The sequence below is a fragment of the Ruminiclostridium cellobioparum subsp. termitidis CT1112 genome, from assembly GCF_000350485.1.
Taxonomy (GTDB): Bacteria; Bacillota; Clostridia; order Acetivibrionales; family DSM-1351; genus Ruminiclostridium; species Ruminiclostridium termitidis.
Genome location: NZ_AORV01000051.1, coordinates 1 through 19,860 on the forward strand (window position 1 = coordinate 1; position 19,860 = coordinate 19,860).

Consider the following 19,860-nt stretch of genomic DNA (forward strand, 5'->3'; position numbering starts at 1 on the left):
CTAAAAATTCATAAGGGATATTATATGTTAACTTGATAGATTTTGTATCATGTAATATTTCAGGAGTATAAAGGCAAAATGAATATGCATGAAATATTTCACTGTTTTTAGGAATTAGTTTATTTTTGAGCATTTGTTTAAATGATCTACTTTCATCATCAGCTAACTCATCAGCGAACTTAAGTATAGCAGCAAGTAATCTATTTCTAATACTACCATGCTTTAATTGTTCTGTTTCATAAAGATAATAGATTTTATCTTTGTCACCATTTTCCTTATTTTTACCAGTATGACACTCAGCAATTTTTAAAACTTGCCGTGCCTCAATACTATCGTAATTTATAATCTCGAATATATCTTTGTAGATTTCTCGACCATTTAATTCATGATCTTCTCTTCCAAAAACTACACCTACATCATGTAGTAAAATAGCAATTAATAATATAAATTTTTCATAATCTGATAAATTAATTGTTTCAGTATTTACTAAATCAGAGGCTCTTTTAAGAACTGTTTCTACATGCTCTTTTCCATGGTCATTCAATAATATCTTATTTTCATCTATGATATATTGCCTAAACGGCAATTCTTTATATACTTTATCTACTAAATGAGTTTTAAGCGTTATATATTTGGAGTAAAATTCCTCATGTTTTTTTAATGATTCTTCTAGATACATGCCTTTATGATCCTCACAAAATTATTTTTCCATCTAATATGGATCTTCAAATAAATCAAATAAATTAATTATTCTTCTTTTGTAATTGATTCAAATTTATTTAAAATTACATCCTTTAATTTATTATTAGGTTGCATTCCAAGTAATTCAAGAACTTTTTCTGCAATTGCTCTACCTAACAATGGAGGAACAGCATTACCAACTTGTTGGTATTGTGAATCTTTAGGTCCATAAAAAATAAATTTGTCTGGAAAAGATTGCAATCTCGCTGCTTCCCGAATACTTATAGCCCTATCTTTTGAAGGATGAATCCACATTGATTTCCTAACATTTACAACGGTTCCAGCAGGGACATTATAGTCTAACCTTAGATAAATAGTATTTTGAGTACGTGAAGGGTCACTATATGTTTCTTTTAATTTATCAGTAAGATGGTGGAAGTTCTGTCCTGGAGCAATATTTTTGAAACGCTCAAGAGCAGTTTCTTTAGTATTGGTATTAACATGATTATGAAGAACAAGAGTGTTGCTATTTAAATAATTTTGCAACTGACTTTCCGGTACTATTCCTTTTTTCTTAATAGCATCACTATTTACATCAATTGATGTCTTGTATTCTTCTATGTCTTGTATAGCATCCCCAATAGTATAAAACTCTTTTGTCGTCTTTAATAATGCTTCTGGCATTACTATTTCTTTATCAGAAACTCCCTGCTTTATACCTATTATTATAAACCTTTCTCTACTTTGTGGCACTCCAAAGTTAACAGCATTAACAATACCTTTATTAACGTGATATCCTATCGCCCTAAACTTTTCCATAACATAATTTATAATATTATATGTTTTTACCTTAATACAAAAATTTTTTTTGTCAATAATTATATCTGAAAGTATTATTTTGTTATCTCGAACTTCCTTAATTTTGTAAAAGGCTTTCTGAGTTTCAATAATTATTTTTAATGCATTTTTAAGTTCTTTGAAGTTCTTTTTATGAGTCATAAAATCTATTAGCATCAATTTCGCTTCACAAAAGGTCTTCCTATAGTCTTCACACCAAAATTCTTCATGTAGACTATTCCATATATTTAAAAATTTTGAGACCTGATTACTATATTTTTTTAAGTAGTTAAAGAGTTGATCGTAACTTTTAGCATTTCTAAAAATAGTATTTATTTTGATATAATTCTCTTTCGCCATCGAATATTTGATTAACCTGTCAGACCCACTTAATAAATTTGCAAAAACACATGGTAAAAAAGTCACCTCTGCAATCGGTATAATTTCTTCATTCAAAGGAATATTTAGATTTTCAACATCGTTTCTAATTTTCTCACAGAAAAAAAATTTATGATTATCAGAATTTATCGTCTTTACATTTTCCATTACAAATGCACTAGGTTGCAGTTCTTCCACGGCCTTTATATACTCATTTACTAATTGGTTATTACCAGATACAAGCTCATTTCTTTGCCTGTTTGCATTGGAAAACCCTTGGCAGGGAGGTCCCCCTATAACCACATCAAACGAACCATATTTATCTTTTAATTTCTTATAATTTATTGTACAAATATTATCATATATATCCACACCAAGATGGTTATTTTTATACGTTTCTTGCGCATACTTATTACACTCTACAGCAACTTTAACATCAAAACATCCTGTTTCACAGAACCCATAACTAAGCCCTCCAGCTCCAGCAAAGAGGTCAATGGTATTCAGTTTTTGCATTTTTTACCCCCTTACCATATCGTCACAAAACTATGTCTTCAAATAATAAAGTATTTTATTCTATACCTGCAGCATATCATTTAGAAACTGATAAAGTCAATAAAATTCTTTTCAAATATACTAAAAGCTAATTATATCATATTTTAAATTTGAATAACGAAAATATAGTCAATTTTATCCTAAAAAATTAATACTATAACTCGTTACTTTTATACCTTCTTATTAGTTCAGTCCAACATTCTTCACGTTTACACCATTGTGTTATATTAGTCCCCTCAACGATAGGCTTTGTTATATGTTTCCATACACATATGGACAAGTCACTTATTTCTGCACATAATGTTTTATCAAGCGATTGATTAGCCCAAATCGTGTCAAAATCAATCTTTCCTTTTCTGATTGAAGAAAGTAGTCCTATTGTATAAGTGACAACGTTTGCTTTATAATCACCAAAGTTATTATTTTTTACGATTTTATCACAAGTGCTAAAAAGTATTGCTTTAGCAACTAAGTGTTTGAAATAGTCTTCATTGGGCTGTAAGTCTGGTTTATCCTTAACCATATCGGTGAAAAATACAAAGTTCGTCTCTGCTCCCCTACTCACTATATGAGGGAACTGTAACCATGACATCTCATATTTTGCAGCAGCTGTTTTATTCATCACTTGATTTTTTGGATTTTGTTGCTTAAATAAACGTTTTTTTGATTCCGTGTGCTGCCTATTAAGCTCGACCAAATATTGACCTCGAGCACGTTCATAAAACCATTTCGTTGTCGCTTTACCCTTAACACTTGGAACCCAAACACGTCTTGAAAGGTTTTCCATTGTTACATGGAAATTATCATTCGCACTGAAATCAGACATAGTAATTTTATTTTGACTATTTGCGTATTTAGAAATTGATGTAATAATATCATCCACGTGCTCTTCCTTTTTTATAACGGTTAATTTCATTTGTAAATACACAGAATCTAAGTCTGCCTTACTTTTTAATGCATTATATAAAGAAGCTGTCGTTTGACCGCCATTTACAATTTGCCAGCCGACCATCTCTTTAATTTGTATATAATTATCTATGGGAGACGGATTAAGTACTAATTGCTCAGCTATGGTAGATATGCCATTGTTATATGCCATAAACATTCTAGGGTCTTTGTTTATAGTGTCCCTCAATCCACGGTTAATAGTACCTTTTGCTTGCAGGAATGAACGAACATTGCGTTCAATCAAACGTTGACCCCAGTCATCATATATTTTTGCTAATAGCTTACCTGGAATTATACCTACGTAGCTATCATATATTTCATTATCATCGTCAGTTTTTAAGAAGCCAAGACTCTCTCCGTATATTTCTTCAATCTTTATTCGTATTTCTTCAGGGCCTTTTTGTTGGTACAGAAGTTGATATATTCTTTCAATATCCCAAATATCGTGTGATACGCCGATGCTTTCAATATTACTATCGGATGGTATTTCATTAGTAGCTATTTTGTTTGTTATTATAATTATTTTGAGCTTATCTATATTCCTTTGGTTTGTTTCAATAATATCTGATAAAGCAAAAGCTTCCGTTGAGTCCTCTAGTTTATTCTTTAAACCCTTACATGACTTCTCAAAGAAATTACGTGCTCTTCGAAACAAGGAATCAGACAGTTTACTATTCATTTTTGACATAATACTAAATTGGTCAAAGTCAGAAATAACAAGGGTAAATGTGCCAAAATACTCGTTATATTCATAAGCGTTGATTTTTATATTAAGAACACTTTTTTTAAAATTACATATAACGTAATCCATGCACTGTTCAGCACTTACCAAATAGCCGCAAAATATGTCTGTAAATGCATCTTCCTTTAAAACAACATCAGCGTCAGCTTGACTTAAAACGTCTTCTACAAAACTTTTTGCAAAGTCAGTTAAATTCTCCATAATAGACTCCTTAATTGCTAGTTACTTGTTGCAAAACATGTTCTAAATTGACTTTGAATGGTTCACAAACAGAAATTTGTATTGAATATGAAATATCCCCTATACCATCAGGTACATCAGCGTTTAGTATCCTTGGGAAACCTGCTTTAACAGAAAAAGCAATCACATCTCGAAGTGCATAGCCAGTCTTATATAGGTGTGACTGGTTTTCAACATACCCCGAGAAGAATAATTTTTCTTCAAATTTAAGCTTTGCTTCAGTGTCATTAGCAATCTTCCTACGTATTTGACTAATAATATCAGGTAATGTTTCCCCTCCTTCAAGCATAGGGTGTAATGCTAAAAAAGCCAAGTATAAATTTGCTAAGTTCGTATCATCTAACTGATTCTCGTTATTAATTTTTGCAGAATAAGGCTTGTTGCTAACGGACGTCTTTATTTCAATAGCACTTTTCCCAATCTGAAAATCGTGTGTTGTTTTCTCTATACCTGTCCAATTTTTAACCAAACTAGTTAGGCGTGAGTAATCTATTAACTCTCTGAGAAACCAAAGTTCACCGTAAAGCCCCTGTTGCTCAGTTGAAGATAACCCTTCTCTACTATATAAGGTAAAGAAATACTTCCATTTATCGAGGATCTTTATTAACGTTGGTAACATAGCTTCATTATCATTTAATAGCAATAACTCGTTACATATGTTACTTATAACTGCTTCAAATATATCTTTATCACTTTCATTTGTATGTTTTAATATCAAAAACCACGAGGTTCTAATGTCTAAAATTGTTAATTTCTCCTGCTCGATACTTAGTCCATACCATTTTGGCAAGCTTTCGAGCTTTTCAGGAGTTAGTTTTTCTCGAATTGCTATAAGTAAATGCCTTTTTCTATCATTCTTGCTAACAGCTGCAACTAATTGAACGGCAGAATGACTAGATATTAGCCTTGCAACAAGTGAAGGGGTTGCATTTATATCGTTAAGCCTTGGGTCTTGGTCTATGCTTCTAAGTACATTTTTAATATCAATCATTTTGCTCCATCTCCATAAAAACATTATTTACTGCATATTCTACGGATGTATCATTTCCACTGTCCGGAAAGACTAACGCAATACCAATCGGTACTTGACTTGCAGTTTTTAATAACTCTGTTTCTTTTCTGTCAATTGGATATATAAGCAGTAACCCTTCTTCAGGTGAACGCAATTGTGCACGAATTTGTTCGCTCTTTGTTTTTTCATCATCTGGATTTTTTGCAGATTTTTTTATTTCTAATACACGTCTATGCTGCTCCATACTAAAGTCAAGATACTCATGGTCAGCAGACATAAGTCTTTTTACAGAGACTCTCTTACCTCTTCTATCATCCTCTATACCTTTACGTTCAATTCCTGATTTTATATCATGACCACCAAGTCTAAACCCTGGCTCATTTCCAGTATTAATTAAGACTACAGTCCACCTTACTAGCTCGTCATTCTGCATTTGGGCTTCAATGTAACGACGTAAATACTCACTATTGGCTCTAGGTGCAGTTTTTGCAGTCTTATACTTGGATAGATATTCTATTATGTAGTCTCCAGTTACATTCTCCCAAAATAGGTGTTCTGCTTTGGCATGTGACCTACCCTTCTTAATCAAATAGTCTTCAACAGGCTGCCCCAAGCTCCTAATAAATTGATCGGTTGCCATAAAATTATTATCAAAGAAGGAATCATCAATTTCAAATACAGTAGTTTCACTTACAGTATTCTTATATGATAGACGTTGAACCGTACCGGACTGCATTTTTACTTGACTTGTTATATACATAATTGGATGAGTTTGAATTTTTAGTCCAAATTCTTCGGGTGTTGCTTTTATACTATCCATATAATGTAGAGAGTCTCGCAGCTCTTCTGTCGCTATAGCAATATGTCTAAACCATGATGCAAGATCAGGCGTTGTATAAATCCTGCATAAATCTAAATATCCTGGGCGATAACCAAACCAACGCCCCATCTGCATAAGAGTATCATACATTCTACTAGCACGGAGATAGTAACTAACGGTTAGCCCCTCTAGGGTTAATCCACGTGATAACTTATCCCCACCAATAGCAATTACGTTAAGCCCTGTTGTTTCGTGTTCTTTATAATCTAATGCATCACCGCTAGAACCGTTGATTTCCTTAACTATAATACTTTCAAGTGTCGGCACAAGCTCCTTCTCTATGTCTTCCCATGATGGAATAGAAACATCGCCGACTAATTCAGAAAAGTTCTCTTTCATGTATTCTGATGTTGTACAGTAATTGCTCACCCATAGCTTTTTTAGGGCTAATTTAACATTATTATTACTATTAGGCTCACCATATTTTACCCTACGTTTAATATCATAAAAAACATCCTTAACCATCTCGTATACAATATTTTGAACACTGTTAAAACGTGTGACATGAATAAGCATGGAATTATGAACATTACGCTGTCCTCTGGCCCTTCTAGCTGATGTTGTAAGAATAAATGAATATATTGCTTCAATTAAAGTATCAGGTAATGCAGACGGTGTGTGATTACTTTTGTGTTGTGCAGGCACAAAATCATTGTCATAATTTACCATACTGATTAATGGCATGTATGTATCATCATCTTTATTAAGCCCAAATAGCTCTGCAGGCCCTATATAATTAGCTGGTTTCGGAAGACCTAGAATGAAATCTTTTGGGAATAACTCTGACCCATACAGACCACTGTTGGCTTCATTATGAATAAATATATTTGCAAACGGAGTTGCAGTATATCCAATATATGCTTTTTGGTCAAACGTATAATATATTTGCCGTATTAACCCGTTTATTTTTGACGGATGATAGTCTTCCATAATATTTCCATCATCATCGTATATATCTGCTGTGTTAACTGATGCCTGGTCTGCTTCATCATCTATTAAAAGCAGTGGTATACCAGGTACAGTTTTATACTGAGCAGATGGAGTCGCTAAATGAGCTAAAGGACTATCATTTCTATAGTAATTAAGAATGTTTTGTAAAACACTCACATTCTTTTTTACAACAAGGATGAATGGCTGCATACCTGGATGTACATTTATATTCCTAGCAATCTTCCTGCTAAAATCGCCGGAATTATCACGTGTTGTTAAAGTTCCAATATTAACAAACTTCTCTCCAGGAAGCGTGCTAACTCCAATTAACTTTGCAAGCACCTCATTAGGCTGTCTTAACTGTGTGGTACTAGTTTCAAATCCTAATACTTCTTCGTCAAGTCTCATTTGTGTTTGGCTTCTTAAATCATTATGCATTCCTGATAAAACGATTATTAACTTAAATCCAGCATCAATTGCTTTATTTATCAATGCAGTATAGTTAGCTGTTTTACCGGACTGAACATAACCAATAACTAGCCCTCGTCTGTCATAAATTCTCGTTGTATCAGTAGGGTCTTCGAGAATATCCAATATCTTATCTGTTGTTTCATCAAGACTCTGTACCACTTTTAAAGGCCAATGCTTTTTTTCTAGAAGGTAGCGTTCATACCTATGCCAAAACGTAAGCTTTAGTTCACCCTTTTTGATATTCCACCATGGTATATGTTCACTATCGTTCTTAGAAGTTAACATTGAAGGAAGAGTTACTCCAATATTTAATGATTCTTGAAGGTCTTTGACAAGTTCATTTACACTCACATCCGAATAAAAAGTGATACTTTGTTCAGCTGCCTTGTAAATTGCTTCATTCTCATCAGTTGTTTGTGTCATAAATTTTTTATAGTATAATAGAGCCATAGACCTTGCATCATTATAATTTGACATATCGACATCTCCTCACACAATACAATTAATTTGTTTCTTCCATAAGCCTTTGGAAAAGTCTTTCGTAGGGAATAAATGACTTCATATGTTTAAGTCTATTAACAATTTCATCATCTTTGTAACCTGAAATCCTAAAAGCATATATAATATCGCGTATGTGATTTACGGCATCTTCTGTATCAAGTGCTGAGTTATTGCTATTGCCTTCGTTGTTCTCCTGCTTACCTACAGCATAGGAAAGCAAGTTACTTGGTGTATTTTCTTCTACAATAGCCAAGTAGGCATTAAGCATTCTTTTTTGCTCCGAAGATAATGTAGTTATAAAGTTCAATAAAAGTGAATGGTTGCGGTTAACTTTATGATACAGAATACCATGTTTATAAATCTGTTCCCATACGTAATCAACACTTGATACCGTATTGTCTACTGCGAGTTTTGCACCCCTATGATAGTAAACTCTGTACGAAGCTTCACGGGCTATCTTCGCTATTTTCTCAACTTCATGAACGATTTCTTGTGGAGGTACTGCAGCAGCCTTTTTAATATCTATCTTCCAATCGAAGTCTAAATCACTTGAAATATCAAGCATTATTCTCGCTAACTTAAAAGGTTCTTCCTTTTTAAACATATTAAACCAAGTACCGGCTACAAGGAGACGCTTATTTCGATACACATAAAATCCTTGATGTGCATTCCATCCTTTTAATCCTTCAGCCCTATCAAAAGTACCTTTTGTAATTTTTGAATGGTGAGGTAAGATATACGGAGAAATTGTAATTGTAGTATTACCGAACTTGAATTGTTCAGTGGCAAGCTCTTGTGTCGCTACCTCATTCGTAAGGAATGGGTCCCAAGGCTTTATCTCATTTTCGTTAATATAAATCTTTACTGCTTGAGGTCCTGACAAAAATCTATGGAATATCATACTAATATGTTTTTCAACAGATTCAACTTTCTTCAAAAACTCAGTATATGCCTTTTGATTAAAAGGTGAAGTAATAATCCGGTCTAATTTTTCTAGTAGAACAACAGTACCTGACTCTTTAATCTCATGTTGTTGTAAAAACAAGCTTGAATCATTGTCAGCAGCATGAGTTATAAGTGTCCAATCATTTGTATCCTTAATATAGTCTAAATCCCAACATCGTATAAAGGTTTCATCATGTTTATATCCAGACTTAACTGTCAATCTTTTACATAGTGAGAATGCCGCCGTTTTTAAACCCATTCCAAAACGCCCTAAATCGTTTTTCTCACGTCTGTCTAGAGGGTTTTTAGAACCCATACGCATAGCCTGCCGTAAATCGTTTTCACTCATTCCATTACCGTTATCATGTATGCTGATATAACTGTTATCCATATTCCAGTGAAATCGAATTTTTATCTCGCTGGCTCTCGCCGTTATGCTATTATCTATAATATCAGCAATTGCACTCTGAAGGTTGTATCCAACCGAACGGAGTGACTGTATTACTGAATAAGCGTCTGGAGTGACACTTTCATGATTTGGCAATGTTCGCACCTCTTTGCAATTATCCTTTTGAAAACACAATTTATAATTTCTTATAACAAATTATTCATTTAGAGTATATATTATTTAATAAAAATTGGCAATAAAGTAAGTTTCGCAGCAAAATATGAAGAAATTAGTCTATCTATTTCTTTGCCTTTTGCGATTTAGTTTCTTGCAGTGCAATTCTTGTATTGTCATAATCCATTCAACAACAATCTCTGCGCATCTCTCAATACTCTGCGCCAAAACATGTTTTATCACTTCAAACAGGAAATCTGATTGGTTGCTTAAAGCTTCATTATCCTAATAATCGCAGTTATCAATCGCACTATATAGCAGAATTGACAAAACAGATTCGAAAATTGTCTTTGCGTATTGTAAATTATTACACCACAATATATGTCATTAAGAAAATCTATGTATATAATCGGGTTAGTTGTAGAAAAACAAAAGACTTATAATATATAGAAATTAAAAGCCGTATTATTCGAAAGATTTATCTCATTAAAAATATGGCTTGATTCAGTTGCGTATAAAGTTATCTAATAAAGTTTTAAGTACTTGCATTTTATGATGTAGAATATAAAAAGCTTATAATGTTTAAAAGTCACGCAACACGGACCAATTCCAGCAAACCATTAGTACATACTGCGTGCCGATTATCAACTTTTTTGTGGTACACTGCGCCGCAAATCTAACTCCTCTTTTTCACCGTCGTGTACCTATTCTCATATTTTTCTTTATTCCCTGCTGTTCAAAGTCCATGTACAGCCTGTAAATTCACTTCATAAAGTTCCTCTGTAAGAGAATCTTTTATGAGTAGGCATATCAGTTACCAGAAAACATCTCTCCTGAAATACCTTTTATATTAATGGTATAAATTGAAAACTCCAATAGAATATTTGCTGTCATTATACTTATCTACTCTCAAATGTGAGCTTTATTACTTACTTCAAATCATATCAAAACTAACTAACCATTACAAATGAATATACCAAAAGAAGCTACGTTTCTTAGTAAGAAACGTAGCTTCTTTTGAGGAACCATATATTTTCCTTTTCAAAAAGGAAGCATATCTTTTCAAAACGGAAAATTTATGGGTATTGCAACAGATAAATCAGGCTTTTCAGACAAATTGTGGTGGAGGCGAGGGGAGTTGAACCCCTGTCCGAAACCATATCCTCAAGAACTTCTACGGGTGTAGCCTATGTTTTGTGCAAAGTTACGTATCCCTTGCGGGACGATAACCTTACGTTTCCCTACAGCGGCCCCCCACAGGCAAGGTGCCGCTTTCGGTAGCCTTTAAGTTCCGAAATGGCTCAAGGCTACGGCCAAATCAGTGCTAGCATTTAACCTTCCTATGCAAAAGGGCTGACTTGTCGACGCCAGCTACCCCAGGTGCAGCAACCTGGGACTGACGGGCTGCCATATTAGGCAGCAGCTAAAGCGAAATTATCGTTTTTAGCGTTTAATTTTAAGTTCTCGTTTTTTAAGAGGCCAACGAGAATCCTCTACCCGCTTATCAAGTCTCAACAATCCCGTCGAAACCATTACGCCCCCATATATATGGTACGCTGTGCGTACCTGACAAAATTACCCGGCAGATAAAAGCTTTTACTGTTCCTGCCTCGTAATTATTGTATCATATTGGGTTTTTAAGCTTACTACAAAAATATTTACTTGTCAAATATCAGTTTACATAATTTCAAAACAGTAATCCCTCATTAGTGTCTCAACAGTATCTATTACTGTATTTCAACTTCAATAGTATCCATTAGCATTACTTTTGGCAAGTTCAGCAATTCTCCGGCACATCATGCCAGATACAAGCTTCCTGCTACCTCTGCTGTTCCTTCAGCCTGCGGTCAATTTCCCGTTTTGCATCACGTGCGGCAATATCATCACGTTTGTCGTACAGTTTTTTACCTCTGGCAACTCCAAGTTCTATTTTAACCATACCGCGTTTCAGGTACGCCTGGATAGGTACCAGAGTGAAGCCTTTCTGCTGTGTCAAACCAATGAGCCGGTTTATTTCCGACCTGTGCAGCAGAAGCTTTCTGTCACGTAAAGGATCCTTGTTAAATATGTTGCCCTGCTCATATGGGCTTATATTCATCCCACTCAGGATTACTTCCCCGCCCACAATGGAGGCATAGCTTTCCTTCAGGTTCAGCTTGCCCTGTCTGATGGACTTGACCTCAGTTCCGGACAAAACGATACCTGCCTCAATTGTTTCCTCAATGAAGTAATCATGACGAGCTTTTTTATTTTGTGCAACAACTTTATATGCTTCCTTTACCATTCCTACCACCAATTCCATCGTGTAAAAACCTTATCAGGCATAATTGATCAAGTTCCGTCACAAGGTTAATATACTTAAAGATCACTACCAAAATTATAAACAACATCAGACAAAAATAACCCTCTCGAAAAAGGGCTTCTTCTAAAGTATTCATCTGACAGAACATATTATAGCACCGCAGCACCAAAAGGTCAAGTTCCAGAAGTTTTAAGCCTTTCTAAACTTTTCTAGCACAGTATTAAACAATAAAACTTCATCTTAATGCGGGATATTATGCGGGATATTTTCCGTCATGGCAGGCGGAAAAAGGCACATTAATTGCTTTATGGCTGCTAACGACAACGAAGCATTGGATACCAATCTATGGATGCTGAGCACTGGATACCAAGCACTGGGTGCCAAACATTAGCGCCAAGCATTGCATATCGAAGCATTGGCCAATGAGATATTGCCCGAAAATATCCGTCTTAAAAGGTGGATTTTATTATTTAATCATGCCCTTACTGCTCCTCTAAGCTTCTCCAGAAGCTCATACGGCACCTCAAGCCTTCCTCTTCCCCTTCCAAGTTCGATCCCCGGCTTAAAACTTCCATGAAAGTCACTTCCTCCGGTAACCAACAGTTCATATTTGATGGCAAGTCTCAGAAAGTTACCGGTATCCTCTTTGGAGTTTTCACTGTACAAAGCCTCAATACCCGCCAGACCGAATTCCTTAAGCTCGGCCAGCAGCGTATCCAGTTCACCATGGGATTTTCCCAAAAATACAGGATGTGCCAGTACGGGCAGTCCGCCTGCGTTACGGATAGCGTTAATTCCATCCCCGGGCTTCAGCTCAACCCTTTTGAAGTAAGCAAGGCCTTCCCTGCACAGGTATCTGTCAAAGGCTTCATCTATAGATGAAACAAAACCTCTGTTAACCAAAACCCTCGCAATATGCGGACGCCCCATTATATCTCCCAGGGCCACGCCTTTTACCTCTTCCAGGGTGATATCTATCCCCAGCTCATTAAGCCTGTTTATAATTTTTTTATTCCTTACTTCCCTGCCCTGCTTTACAACCTCAAGCTCCTGCCTGATGCCGGTATAGCCGTTAATATCCGGAAAATAGCCCAATATGTGCATCTCGGGCTTGAAATCCACACTTATTTCAATTCCGGGAATCACTTCCACTCCCGATCTTTTTCCCTCTTCCAGCGCTTCCTCAACCCCGTCAACGGTATCATGATCTGTCAAAGCTATTGCCGAAAGACCTTTCTCACGGGCCAGCCGGACAATTTCGGCAGGGCTCATGCTTCCGTCGGAGGCAGTGCTGTGTGTATGCAAATCAATAAGCTTTGTCGTGTTATTTTTCAATTTTTCCTCCAAGTCCTTAGGGGGCCTGCATCATCTAAAGCGTTATATTGTCCGGCGGGGAAAATTTACTCGGGACAAAGCGGAGAAGGGCGGAATAATCGCTCTATTCCAACGAAGTACTACAAAGCAATACTTTTCGACAACGCAGTCCTGAAGAAATTTAACCGCCGGCAATATATGAGTTTAAATGTTACAGACCACTATTTTATACTTCCCAGTATTTCTGTTCCATACAAATTGCAGGCGGGAAGGTATTCCCATATATGCTTTGCAGTATGGTGTCCATCTTCTTTAAGGATCTGCAGGCCTGCTCCTGTGTAATAAGACCTTGTTCAAGAGCAACCGCCAGTTCATCCGCATCCAGCACTTTCATTGTACCGTCGGGCATCAGTTTGACATCCAGCAGCAGATCTATCAATGTATACCTGTTTAAATCCTTTTCATACTTAACATCAATTATATCGCAATACCAGTAGGCAAACTTTTTGCCGGCATCGTAAAACCTGCTTATTTTAATGCCATCCTTCAAGAAGGTGTATGAAATTCCACCCGATATATCTGCTCTTGGCCTGATTGCTTTCCACCGCGTAATTAAAATCTCTTCATCAATGTATAGTACCTCATCGCTGGAAATATCAACTGTTTCAAATGGAATAAATCTGGTTCTTAAAATATTTGGCTTATTCATATCTTCTCCTAAAATCGTCAAAATTTGCTTATGGCTATTATACATTAGAATCGGCTGTTTTTGAAGGCATATGCAAATTTCTTTTTAAAGAGGTTTTTATTTCCCAATTTTTTACTAAAGGAATATGTTTTGTTATAATGAAGAAAAACTTTTGAACTAAAGGGTGGTCTGATTTATGAAGCGGACAAAATGCTGTAATAATTGTGAACGTGGGACACCTATGCACCTGACCAGGGACATTTTGTGCAAATATCACGGAGTTGTCACTCCTGATTATTGCTGCTTCAAATATAAAGGTTCTGCCGACACCGCAGCCGACCGGCAGAACAGCTATAAGTGCATCCATTGTGAGTACTTCCTTGTGGAGCTGGATTCACCTGATCAGGACTTCGGCAAATGCAAGCTGTTCTCGGCAAGGGAATATGACGGAAATAAAAGAAATGCCTGCTCCAAATTTTCCAGGAAAATGCTTATAGAAGTATCGTAAAGTTTTTACGTTACTCAAAATTATTTGGCAAAAATCCCGCTTAAGGTCTAATTTTTTCAGTACATTCTTCCGATATAGATTATATGGTTTATATTTTTTGACTATAATTCCCCGGACTTTTATATTATAATAGTCTTTATTATGGGTATTGGGAGGTTGTATGAATTTAGACATAAACGCTATATTTAACCAGAAGCTGGCTGAAATTGAAAGCAGGCTGGCCGGTATTGATTCAGGGTTAACTTCAAAGGATGCCGGGACTTCAGATATCCCTTTTGAAAAATATCTGGCCGACGCTTCACTGCTGGGCTTGGACAATCCACTCACAGACGGCTCCTCCTTGACAAACTCCGATACCTGGACAAACCTGTTAAAAAATCTGAACAGGGATGATGATTCCGACTCAGTAAATGTATTGAGAGCACAATTGGCACTTTCCAAATCCACAGCCTACATACCGGGCGATCAAACACAGCTCATGAGCATAATAAATGCTGCCATAGATAATGCGTCGCAAAGGTACGGAGTGGACAAGGATCTCATAAGGGCCGTCATGAAGCAGGAGTCTTCCTTCAATCCCAGGTCCATATCCTCTTCGGGGGCACAGGGACTGATGCAGTTAATGCCCGGAACGGCTGATACGCTTAATGTTTCCGACCCCTTTGATATAGTGCAGAACATTAACGGAGGAACCCGGTATTTAAAGGATCAGCTCTCAAGGTTCGACAACGATTTAGACCTGGCTCTGGCCGCCTATAATGCAGGACCGAATTCTGTTGAAAAGTATGGCGGCATTCCACCCTTTATTGAAACTCATGACTATGTCCAAAAGGTAACCGAATATTATAACCAGTATAAAATGTTAACAAGCCGCTGATGCGGCTTATTATATTTCCTGAAAAATAGAACTTATCCTTAAAAATTATTCACAATATCCACATAATTATCCACAACTCTGTAATACTTATGGCTGTTATATTTCGAGATATTTCCACAGAACCGCAAATTTATTCACAGAAAATTATTCACATTGGTTAAATTCGCAGCCTGAAACCACATTTTACAGGGGGTTGCAGATTTTTTTACATTATATGTCAAAAACTCTTATGACCTTATACCCGTTATTATTACAGTAAAACAAGTTTTTTTCATTTTCTATACAGCCTGTGGATAACTTTTGACAAAGACTGTATATTTATCCCAATTTAAGACCAGGAACGGCATTTAAATCCATACCTGAGCGTTTTCCGTTCTTATATTCAAAATACGCCGCGCAGCCTATCATGGCGGCATTATCCGTGCATAGGATCAAATCGGGATACAGGACTTCTATTCCCTGCTTTTTTGCCTGGCTTTTCATTTCGCTTCTCAGCTGGGAATTGGCTGCCACACCTCCGGCCAATGCAATTTTATCTACACCCTTCTGCTTTGCCGCCCTTATGGTATTTTTCACCAGGACATCAACCACTGCCTGTTGAAAACTTGCAGCCACATCGGGTATGTTTACCTGCTCACCCGTTTGCTCCAGTCTGTTCAGATGATTGAGTACTGCCGTCTTCAGTCCGCTGAAGCTGAAATCCAGAGACCCGTCCTCAAACTGCACCCTGGGGAATTTTACCGCCTTGCTGTTACCCTGGGCCGCATACTTGTCAATCAAAGGTCCTCCTGGATATCCTAACCCTATGGCTCTGGAAATTTTATCAAAGGCTTCTCCGGCGGCATCATCCCTTGTCTGCCCCAATATCTCGAATTTGTCATAGCTTTCAACCAGAACTATATGACTGTGTCCTCCCGAAGCCACAAGACATACGAAGGGAGGTTCCAGTTCGGGATACTGCAAATAGTTGGCCGCTATGTGCCCTTCTATGTGATGGACACCTACAAGAGGCTTTCCTGTTGTAAAAGCTATGGCCTTGGCCGCCGTCAAACCAACCAGAAGAGCACCCACAAGTCCCGGTCCGTAAGTAACCCCTATGGCGTCAATATCATTGAGCGTAACACCCGCTTCCTCCAGAGCCTGGTTTATAACCGGCATAATAAGCTCCACATGCTTTCTGGATGCTATTTCGGGTACAACACCCCCATATTTTTTGTGCAGGTCGATTTGTGAGGAAATTACATTTGACAATATATATCTGCCGTTCTTTATAACTGAAGCAGAAGTTTCATCACAACTGCTTTCTATCCCAAGAATAAGTGTATCCATATTGCGTCAGCCTCCGTAAACAATATAACATTATAAAAATATAATAGCTTAATGGTGGTATTTTATCAAGGCAGGCACCAACAGGGGTACAAAAGGGTACAAAAAAAACATGGAGCCTTACGGGCTCCATGCCCCTAAAAGGAGAAATGCTAATGTTCAACCTTATATTACCAAATTTTATACCATTCTGAAAATAGACAATACCTACCAATAGGGCTAGTCCCAAAGTCCCACTTGGATTTTAGGAAGATCAGCCGACAAAAATCCCGTTTTTTTTAGGTACTTTGCGGAAATTTGCAATATTATTGAGCGGTTATTAAGCGGCTTTACCTTTGGATTTATAGGCTGCCACATATTTTCCCTTACTGTCCTTTATAAACGGTCTGTCTTTTTCGGGTAATTGCCAGAAGCCTTTCTGTTCATTGATGGCAGTATCCTGCAGCTCATTGAAGTATTTCTTCAGCAGGGTATTCGGACTGTAAAAAACGCATATTGCATACCCGTTTTCAACCATATAGGCATTGTAATATGTATTGTCCTCAAGAATAACATGTGCAAGGAGTCTGTCAAACTGATCAGTGGTATCTTTTTCAAAAATCAGCTTGACGTTCTTATTGGCCAGCATTTCTTCCGTGAGCCCGGATGCCTCTTTTGAAAAGGGCTGTGGTTTGACCCCTGCCTTGACCGATTCAGGTGTATCTATGTCCAGCATTCTGACTTTGTAGTCCCTGTTTTCATAGGTTATATGAAAAGTATCACCATCAGTGACTTTTGATACTGTCGCTTTAATATAGCCGAATGGGGCTATACCTTCGGTTTCTGCCTTTAAGAGATTTTCAGGAAAGGTTATTGAAGCCTGATAAGTACCCTCCTGTGAACTGTCTTTAACCCGGCTTGCTTTTACACTGCCTGATTCATGAAAAAAATTGCCAAGAGGATTTTTATCCCCCTGCTCGTTAATTACACCTCCAATTAGAATGACTGCGGCTGTTACTAATGTTGCAAGTGCTGATATGGTTTTTTTCTTCATGGGATTCACCTTTCATTTTGTTTGCAAAGGTAATTATACCACAGAGCATGCAAATTCGGCATATGGTTAAAAACAGCCCGGCAGGATGCTATGTCCGCCAGGCTGTTCTTTCATTAAGTGTATTGGCCGATATCACTTAAGACTTAATTTCATAAGGTTGAAATATTTAGAGTCAGATTAAGACTTATAACGCTATAATGTACACGAATTAATTTCAAGCATTATGCCAGCAGTAAAAAATTGTACTGCTTATACCGGTACTTCCATATTAACTTCAAGCAATGGCTTGCACAACGAATAATTCCCCGATTCATGTTCCCTGAGCTGTCAGCACCGTGACGGGCACCGTGCTGTTTATGACGGCTTCATCCTTTCTTTCTATGACATCCGCATCAAATATCGACTTCATTACCTGCCCGATGTTGTCCACGGCAATTACTTCAATATCCATGTCATCAAATAATTCCTGGTAGTTTTCCCTGGGTATGAATACTTTTTTTATTCCTGCCACTCTGGCTGCCTCCACTTTGGCGACAACTCCCCCGACCGGCTTGACCTTACCCTTTATGGATATTTCACCGGTCATGGCTATATCCCCGCTGACCGGAATATTCCTGACAGCCGAATAAACTGCGGTTGCTATTGTAATTCCGGCCGAGGGCCCATCTATGGGTATACCTCCCGGAAAATTGAGGTGTATTTCATAGTTCTTGAAATCTATATCCAGGTATCTCTTTAAAACTGTCAGAACGTTCTCGACCGAGGCCTTTGCGGAGCTGGTCCTCTTTAGTTTATGGCCCCTGTTGTCCATTTCCTCTTCCTCCACAATTCCGGTTATCTTTATGCCGCCGTTGCCATTTGCCACCTCCATTGCAGTGGCCTCCACATCAATAACCATACCCGTACTGTTTCCGAAAACCGCCAGACCGTTTATGCAACCGATCTGTACGTCTGAATTGACTTTCTTTTCAATGCGCGGGCTGTAATGTCCGAACTCTATAACCCATTCTATATCCTTTACATCAATGGCATTTTTGTTTTCCAGCATGGCAATACCGCCGGCAATCTGGATGATATTCACTGCATCCCTTCCGTTTTGTGCATATCTGGCAACCTGCTCACTGCAGCCTTCCGCAAGGGCGTATCCGCCCTTCAGGGCTGCGTTTTCGCAAATGGTACTGATTTCATCCGCCCTTAAAGGCCTGAAATGGATCTCTACACATCTGGACCTGATAGCCGCAGGTATTTCATCAGGAGTCCTGGTTGTGGCCCCTACAAGCCTGAAATCGGCCGGTAAACCCTTTTGGAATATGTCATGTATATGTGAAGGTATGTTGCTGTCTTCAGAGGTATAATATGCGCTCTCAAAAAAAACCCTCCTGTCCTCCAGCACCTTCAACAGCTTGTTCATCTGTATGGGGTGCAGTTCTCCGATCTCATCGATGAACAGTATCCCGCCATGTGCTTTTGTTACGGCTCCCGGCTTGGGCTGAGGAACACCTGCCGCTCCATACGCTCCCGCTCCCTGGTAGATTGGGTCATGCACCGAACCTATAAGAGGATCTGCAATTCCCCTCTCATCAAACCTTAAAGTTGTGGCATCCATTTCAACAAATTTGGCCTCCTTTTTAAAAGGCGAAATTCCATTGTTTTTTGCTTCTTCAAGGATCACCCTGGCAGCAGCGGTCTTACCCACCCCGGGAGGTCCGTAAATTATCACATGCTGGGGATTTGAGCCGCACAGGGATGCCCTGAGCGCCCTTATCCCCTGTTCCTGGCCTATTATATCCTTCAAGGTAGATGGCCTTGTTTTTTCCGATAAGGGCTCGGTCAAGTGGATATCCCTTAATTTCCTCAGCTTCTCCAGTTCTTTTTTGGACTCCTTGTCAATTGCGCTCCTATTGCCCTGCTGTGTTTTAAGTAAAGTAAAAAAATATATACCAATAATAACTGAAAAGAAAAACTGTATGATAAACATCGTAGTTGTAAACATACATTACCTCCTAAGCTTATTTGCTGCGTACCTATAATATTATTGGCAATGATTTATATTTTATCCAAGTAATTGGAGAAATTTGAATAACAAAAAACTGCCTCCGGCATTTTAAAAATTATCCGGAGGCAGTTACT

The 19,860-nt window shown here is 37.6% G+C and carries 14 protein-coding genes and 1 other RNA gene; 2 read left to right on the plus strand and 13 right to left on the minus strand.

The window, feature by feature from the left end; genetic code table 11:
- The 10 genes from CTER_RS18230 to CTER_RS18270 all read right to left on the minus strand — a co-directional run.
- The coding region (locus tag CTER_RS18230; RefSeq protein ID WP_004628033.1) for an HD domain-containing protein at positions 1-679 on the minus strand (679 nt) is incomplete at its 3' end.
- A 68-nt stretch (positions 680-747) separates the two neighbouring features.
- Positions 748-2,412 (minus strand): DNA cytosine methyltransferase, encoded by a 1,665-nt coding sequence (locus tag CTER_RS18235; protein WP_004628085.1) that lies wholly within the window; start codon positions 2,410-2,412, stop codon positions 748-750.
- Between the two features lie 193 nt (positions 2,413-2,605).
- Positions 2,606-4,342, minus strand: a complete 1,737-nt coding sequence (locus CTER_RS18240; protein ID WP_004628037.1) for an AIPR family protein — start codon at positions 4,340-4,342, stop codon at positions 2,606-2,608.
- 10 nt (positions 4,343-4,352) lie between these two features.
- Positions 4,353-5,372, minus strand: a complete 1,020-nt coding sequence (locus tag CTER_RS18245) for a PD-(D/E)XK motif protein (protein WP_004628059.1) — start codon at positions 5,370-5,372, stop codon at positions 4,353-4,355.
- Complete coding sequence (locus tag CTER_RS18250; protein ID WP_004628082.1) at positions 5,365-8,151, minus strand: Z1 domain-containing protein; 2,787 nt, start codon at positions 8,149-8,151, stop codon at positions 5,365-5,367. The genes CTER_RS18245 and CTER_RS18250 overlap by 8 nt, the downstream gene beginning before the upstream one ends.
- A gap of 25 nt (positions 8,152-8,176) precedes the next feature.
- On the minus strand, positions 8,177-9,664 hold the full coding sequence (locus tag CTER_RS18255) for an ATP-binding protein (protein ID WP_004628074.1): 1,488 nt from the start codon (positions 9,662-9,664) through the stop codon (positions 8,177-8,179).
- Positions 9,665-10,802: 1,138 nt separating this feature from the next.
- Positions 10,803-11,224, minus strand: a transfer-messenger RNA (tmRNA) gene (gene ssrA / locus CTER_RS27745).
- A gap of 277 nt (positions 11,225-11,501) precedes the next feature.
- Positions 11,502-11,966 carry an SsrA-binding protein SmpB gene (gene smpB / locus CTER_RS18260; protein ID WP_004628055.1) on the minus strand — a complete coding sequence of 155 codons (465 nt, stop codon included), beginning with the start codon at positions 11,964-11,966 and terminating at the stop codon, positions 11,502-11,504.
- 492 nt (positions 11,967-12,458) lie between these two features.
- Positions 12,459-13,319: a PHP domain-containing protein gene (locus CTER_RS18265; protein ID WP_004628087.1), complete on the minus strand. Its 861-nt coding sequence runs from the start codon at positions 13,317-13,319 to the stop codon at positions 12,459-12,461.
- A 205-nt stretch (positions 13,320-13,524) separates the two neighbouring features.
- A complete protein-coding gene (locus tag CTER_RS18270) occupies positions 13,525-14,007 on the minus strand; it encodes a ribonuclease FAU-1 family protein (RefSeq protein ID WP_004628051.1) in 483 nt (160 codons plus the stop codon).
- Positions 14,008-14,182: 175 nt separating this feature from the next.
- Here CTER_RS18270 and CTER_RS18275 point away from each other — a divergent pair, with 175 nt between their 5' ends.
- A complete protein-coding gene (locus tag CTER_RS18275) occupies positions 14,183-14,494 on the plus strand; it encodes a hypothetical protein (protein ID WP_004628043.1) in 312 nt (103 codons plus the stop codon).
- Between the two features lie 160 nt (positions 14,495-14,654).
- Entirely contained in the window at positions 14,655-15,371 is a 717-nt protein-coding gene (locus CTER_RS18280) for a lytic transglycosylase domain-containing protein (protein ID WP_004628060.1), read from the plus strand.
- Positions 15,372-15,689: 318 nt separating this feature from the next.
- Here the strand turns inward: CTER_RS18280 and tsaD are convergent, their stop codons facing one another.
- The 3 genes from tsaD to lonB all read right to left on the minus strand — a co-directional run bounded on the left by tsaD (position 15,690) and on the right by lonB (position 19,723).
- On the minus strand, positions 15,690-16,700 hold the full coding sequence (tsaD, locus tag CTER_RS18285) for a tRNA (adenosine(37)-N6)-threonylcarbamoyltransferase complex transferase subunit TsaD (RefSeq protein ID WP_004628063.1): 1,011 nt from the start codon (positions 16,698-16,700) through the stop codon (positions 15,690-15,692).
- 316 nt (positions 16,701-17,016) lie between these two features.
- Positions 17,017-17,730, minus strand: coding sequence for a thermonuclease family protein (locus tag CTER_RS18290; RefSeq protein ID WP_004628052.1), 714 nt, complete (start codon positions 17,728-17,730; stop codon positions 17,017-17,019).
- 310 nt (positions 17,731-18,040) lie between these two features.
- On the minus strand, positions 18,041-19,723 hold the full coding sequence (gene lonB / locus CTER_RS18295; RefSeq protein ID WP_004628046.1) for an ATP-dependent protease LonB: 1,683 nt from the start codon (positions 19,721-19,723) through the stop codon (positions 18,041-18,043).
- Positions 19,724-19,860: the final 137 nt, after the last annotated feature.

Excerpts from the sequence above, each read along its gene's own strand:
- CTER_RS18235 (WP_004628085.1), bottom strand. The coding sequence starts at position 2,412 with ATGCAAAAACTGAATACCATTGACCTCTTTGCTGGAGCTGGAGGGCTT.
- CTER_RS18240 (WP_004628037.1), bottom strand. The coding sequence starts at position 4,342 with ATGGAGAATTTAACTGACTTTGCAAAAAGTTTTGTAGAAGACGTTTTA.
- CTER_RS18245 (WP_004628059.1), bottom strand. The coding sequence starts at position 5,372 with ATGATTGATATTAAAAATGTACTTAGAAGCATAGACCAAGACCCAAGG.
- CTER_RS18250 (WP_004628082.1), bottom strand. The coding sequence starts at position 8,151 with ATGTCAAATTATAATGATGCAAGGTCTATGGCTCTATTATACTATAAA.
- smpB (WP_004628055.1), bottom strand. The coding sequence starts at position 11,966 with ATGGTAAAGGAAGCATATAAAGTTGTTGCACAAAATAAAAAAGCTCGT.
- CTER_RS18270 (WP_004628051.1), bottom strand. The coding sequence starts at position 14,007 with ATGAATAAGCCAAATATTTTAAGAACCAGATTTATTCCATTTGAAACA.
- CTER_RS18275 (WP_004628043.1), top strand. The coding sequence starts at position 14,183 with ATGAAGCGGACAAAATGCTGTAATAATTGTGAACGTGGGACACCTATG.
- CTER_RS18280 (WP_004628060.1), top strand. The coding sequence starts at position 14,655 with ATGAATTTAGACATAAACGCTATATTTAACCAGAAGCTGGCTGAAATT.
- tsaD (WP_004628063.1), bottom strand. The coding sequence starts at position 16,700 with ATGGATACACTTATTCTTGGGATAGAAAGCAGTTGTGATGAAACTTCT.
- CTER_RS18290 (WP_004628052.1), bottom strand. The coding sequence starts at position 17,730 with ATGAAGAAAAAAACCATATCAGCACTTGCAACATTAGTAACAGCCGCA.
- lonB (WP_004628046.1), bottom strand. The coding sequence starts at position 19,723 with ATGTTTACAACTACGATGTTTATCATACAGTTTTTCTTTTCAGTTATT.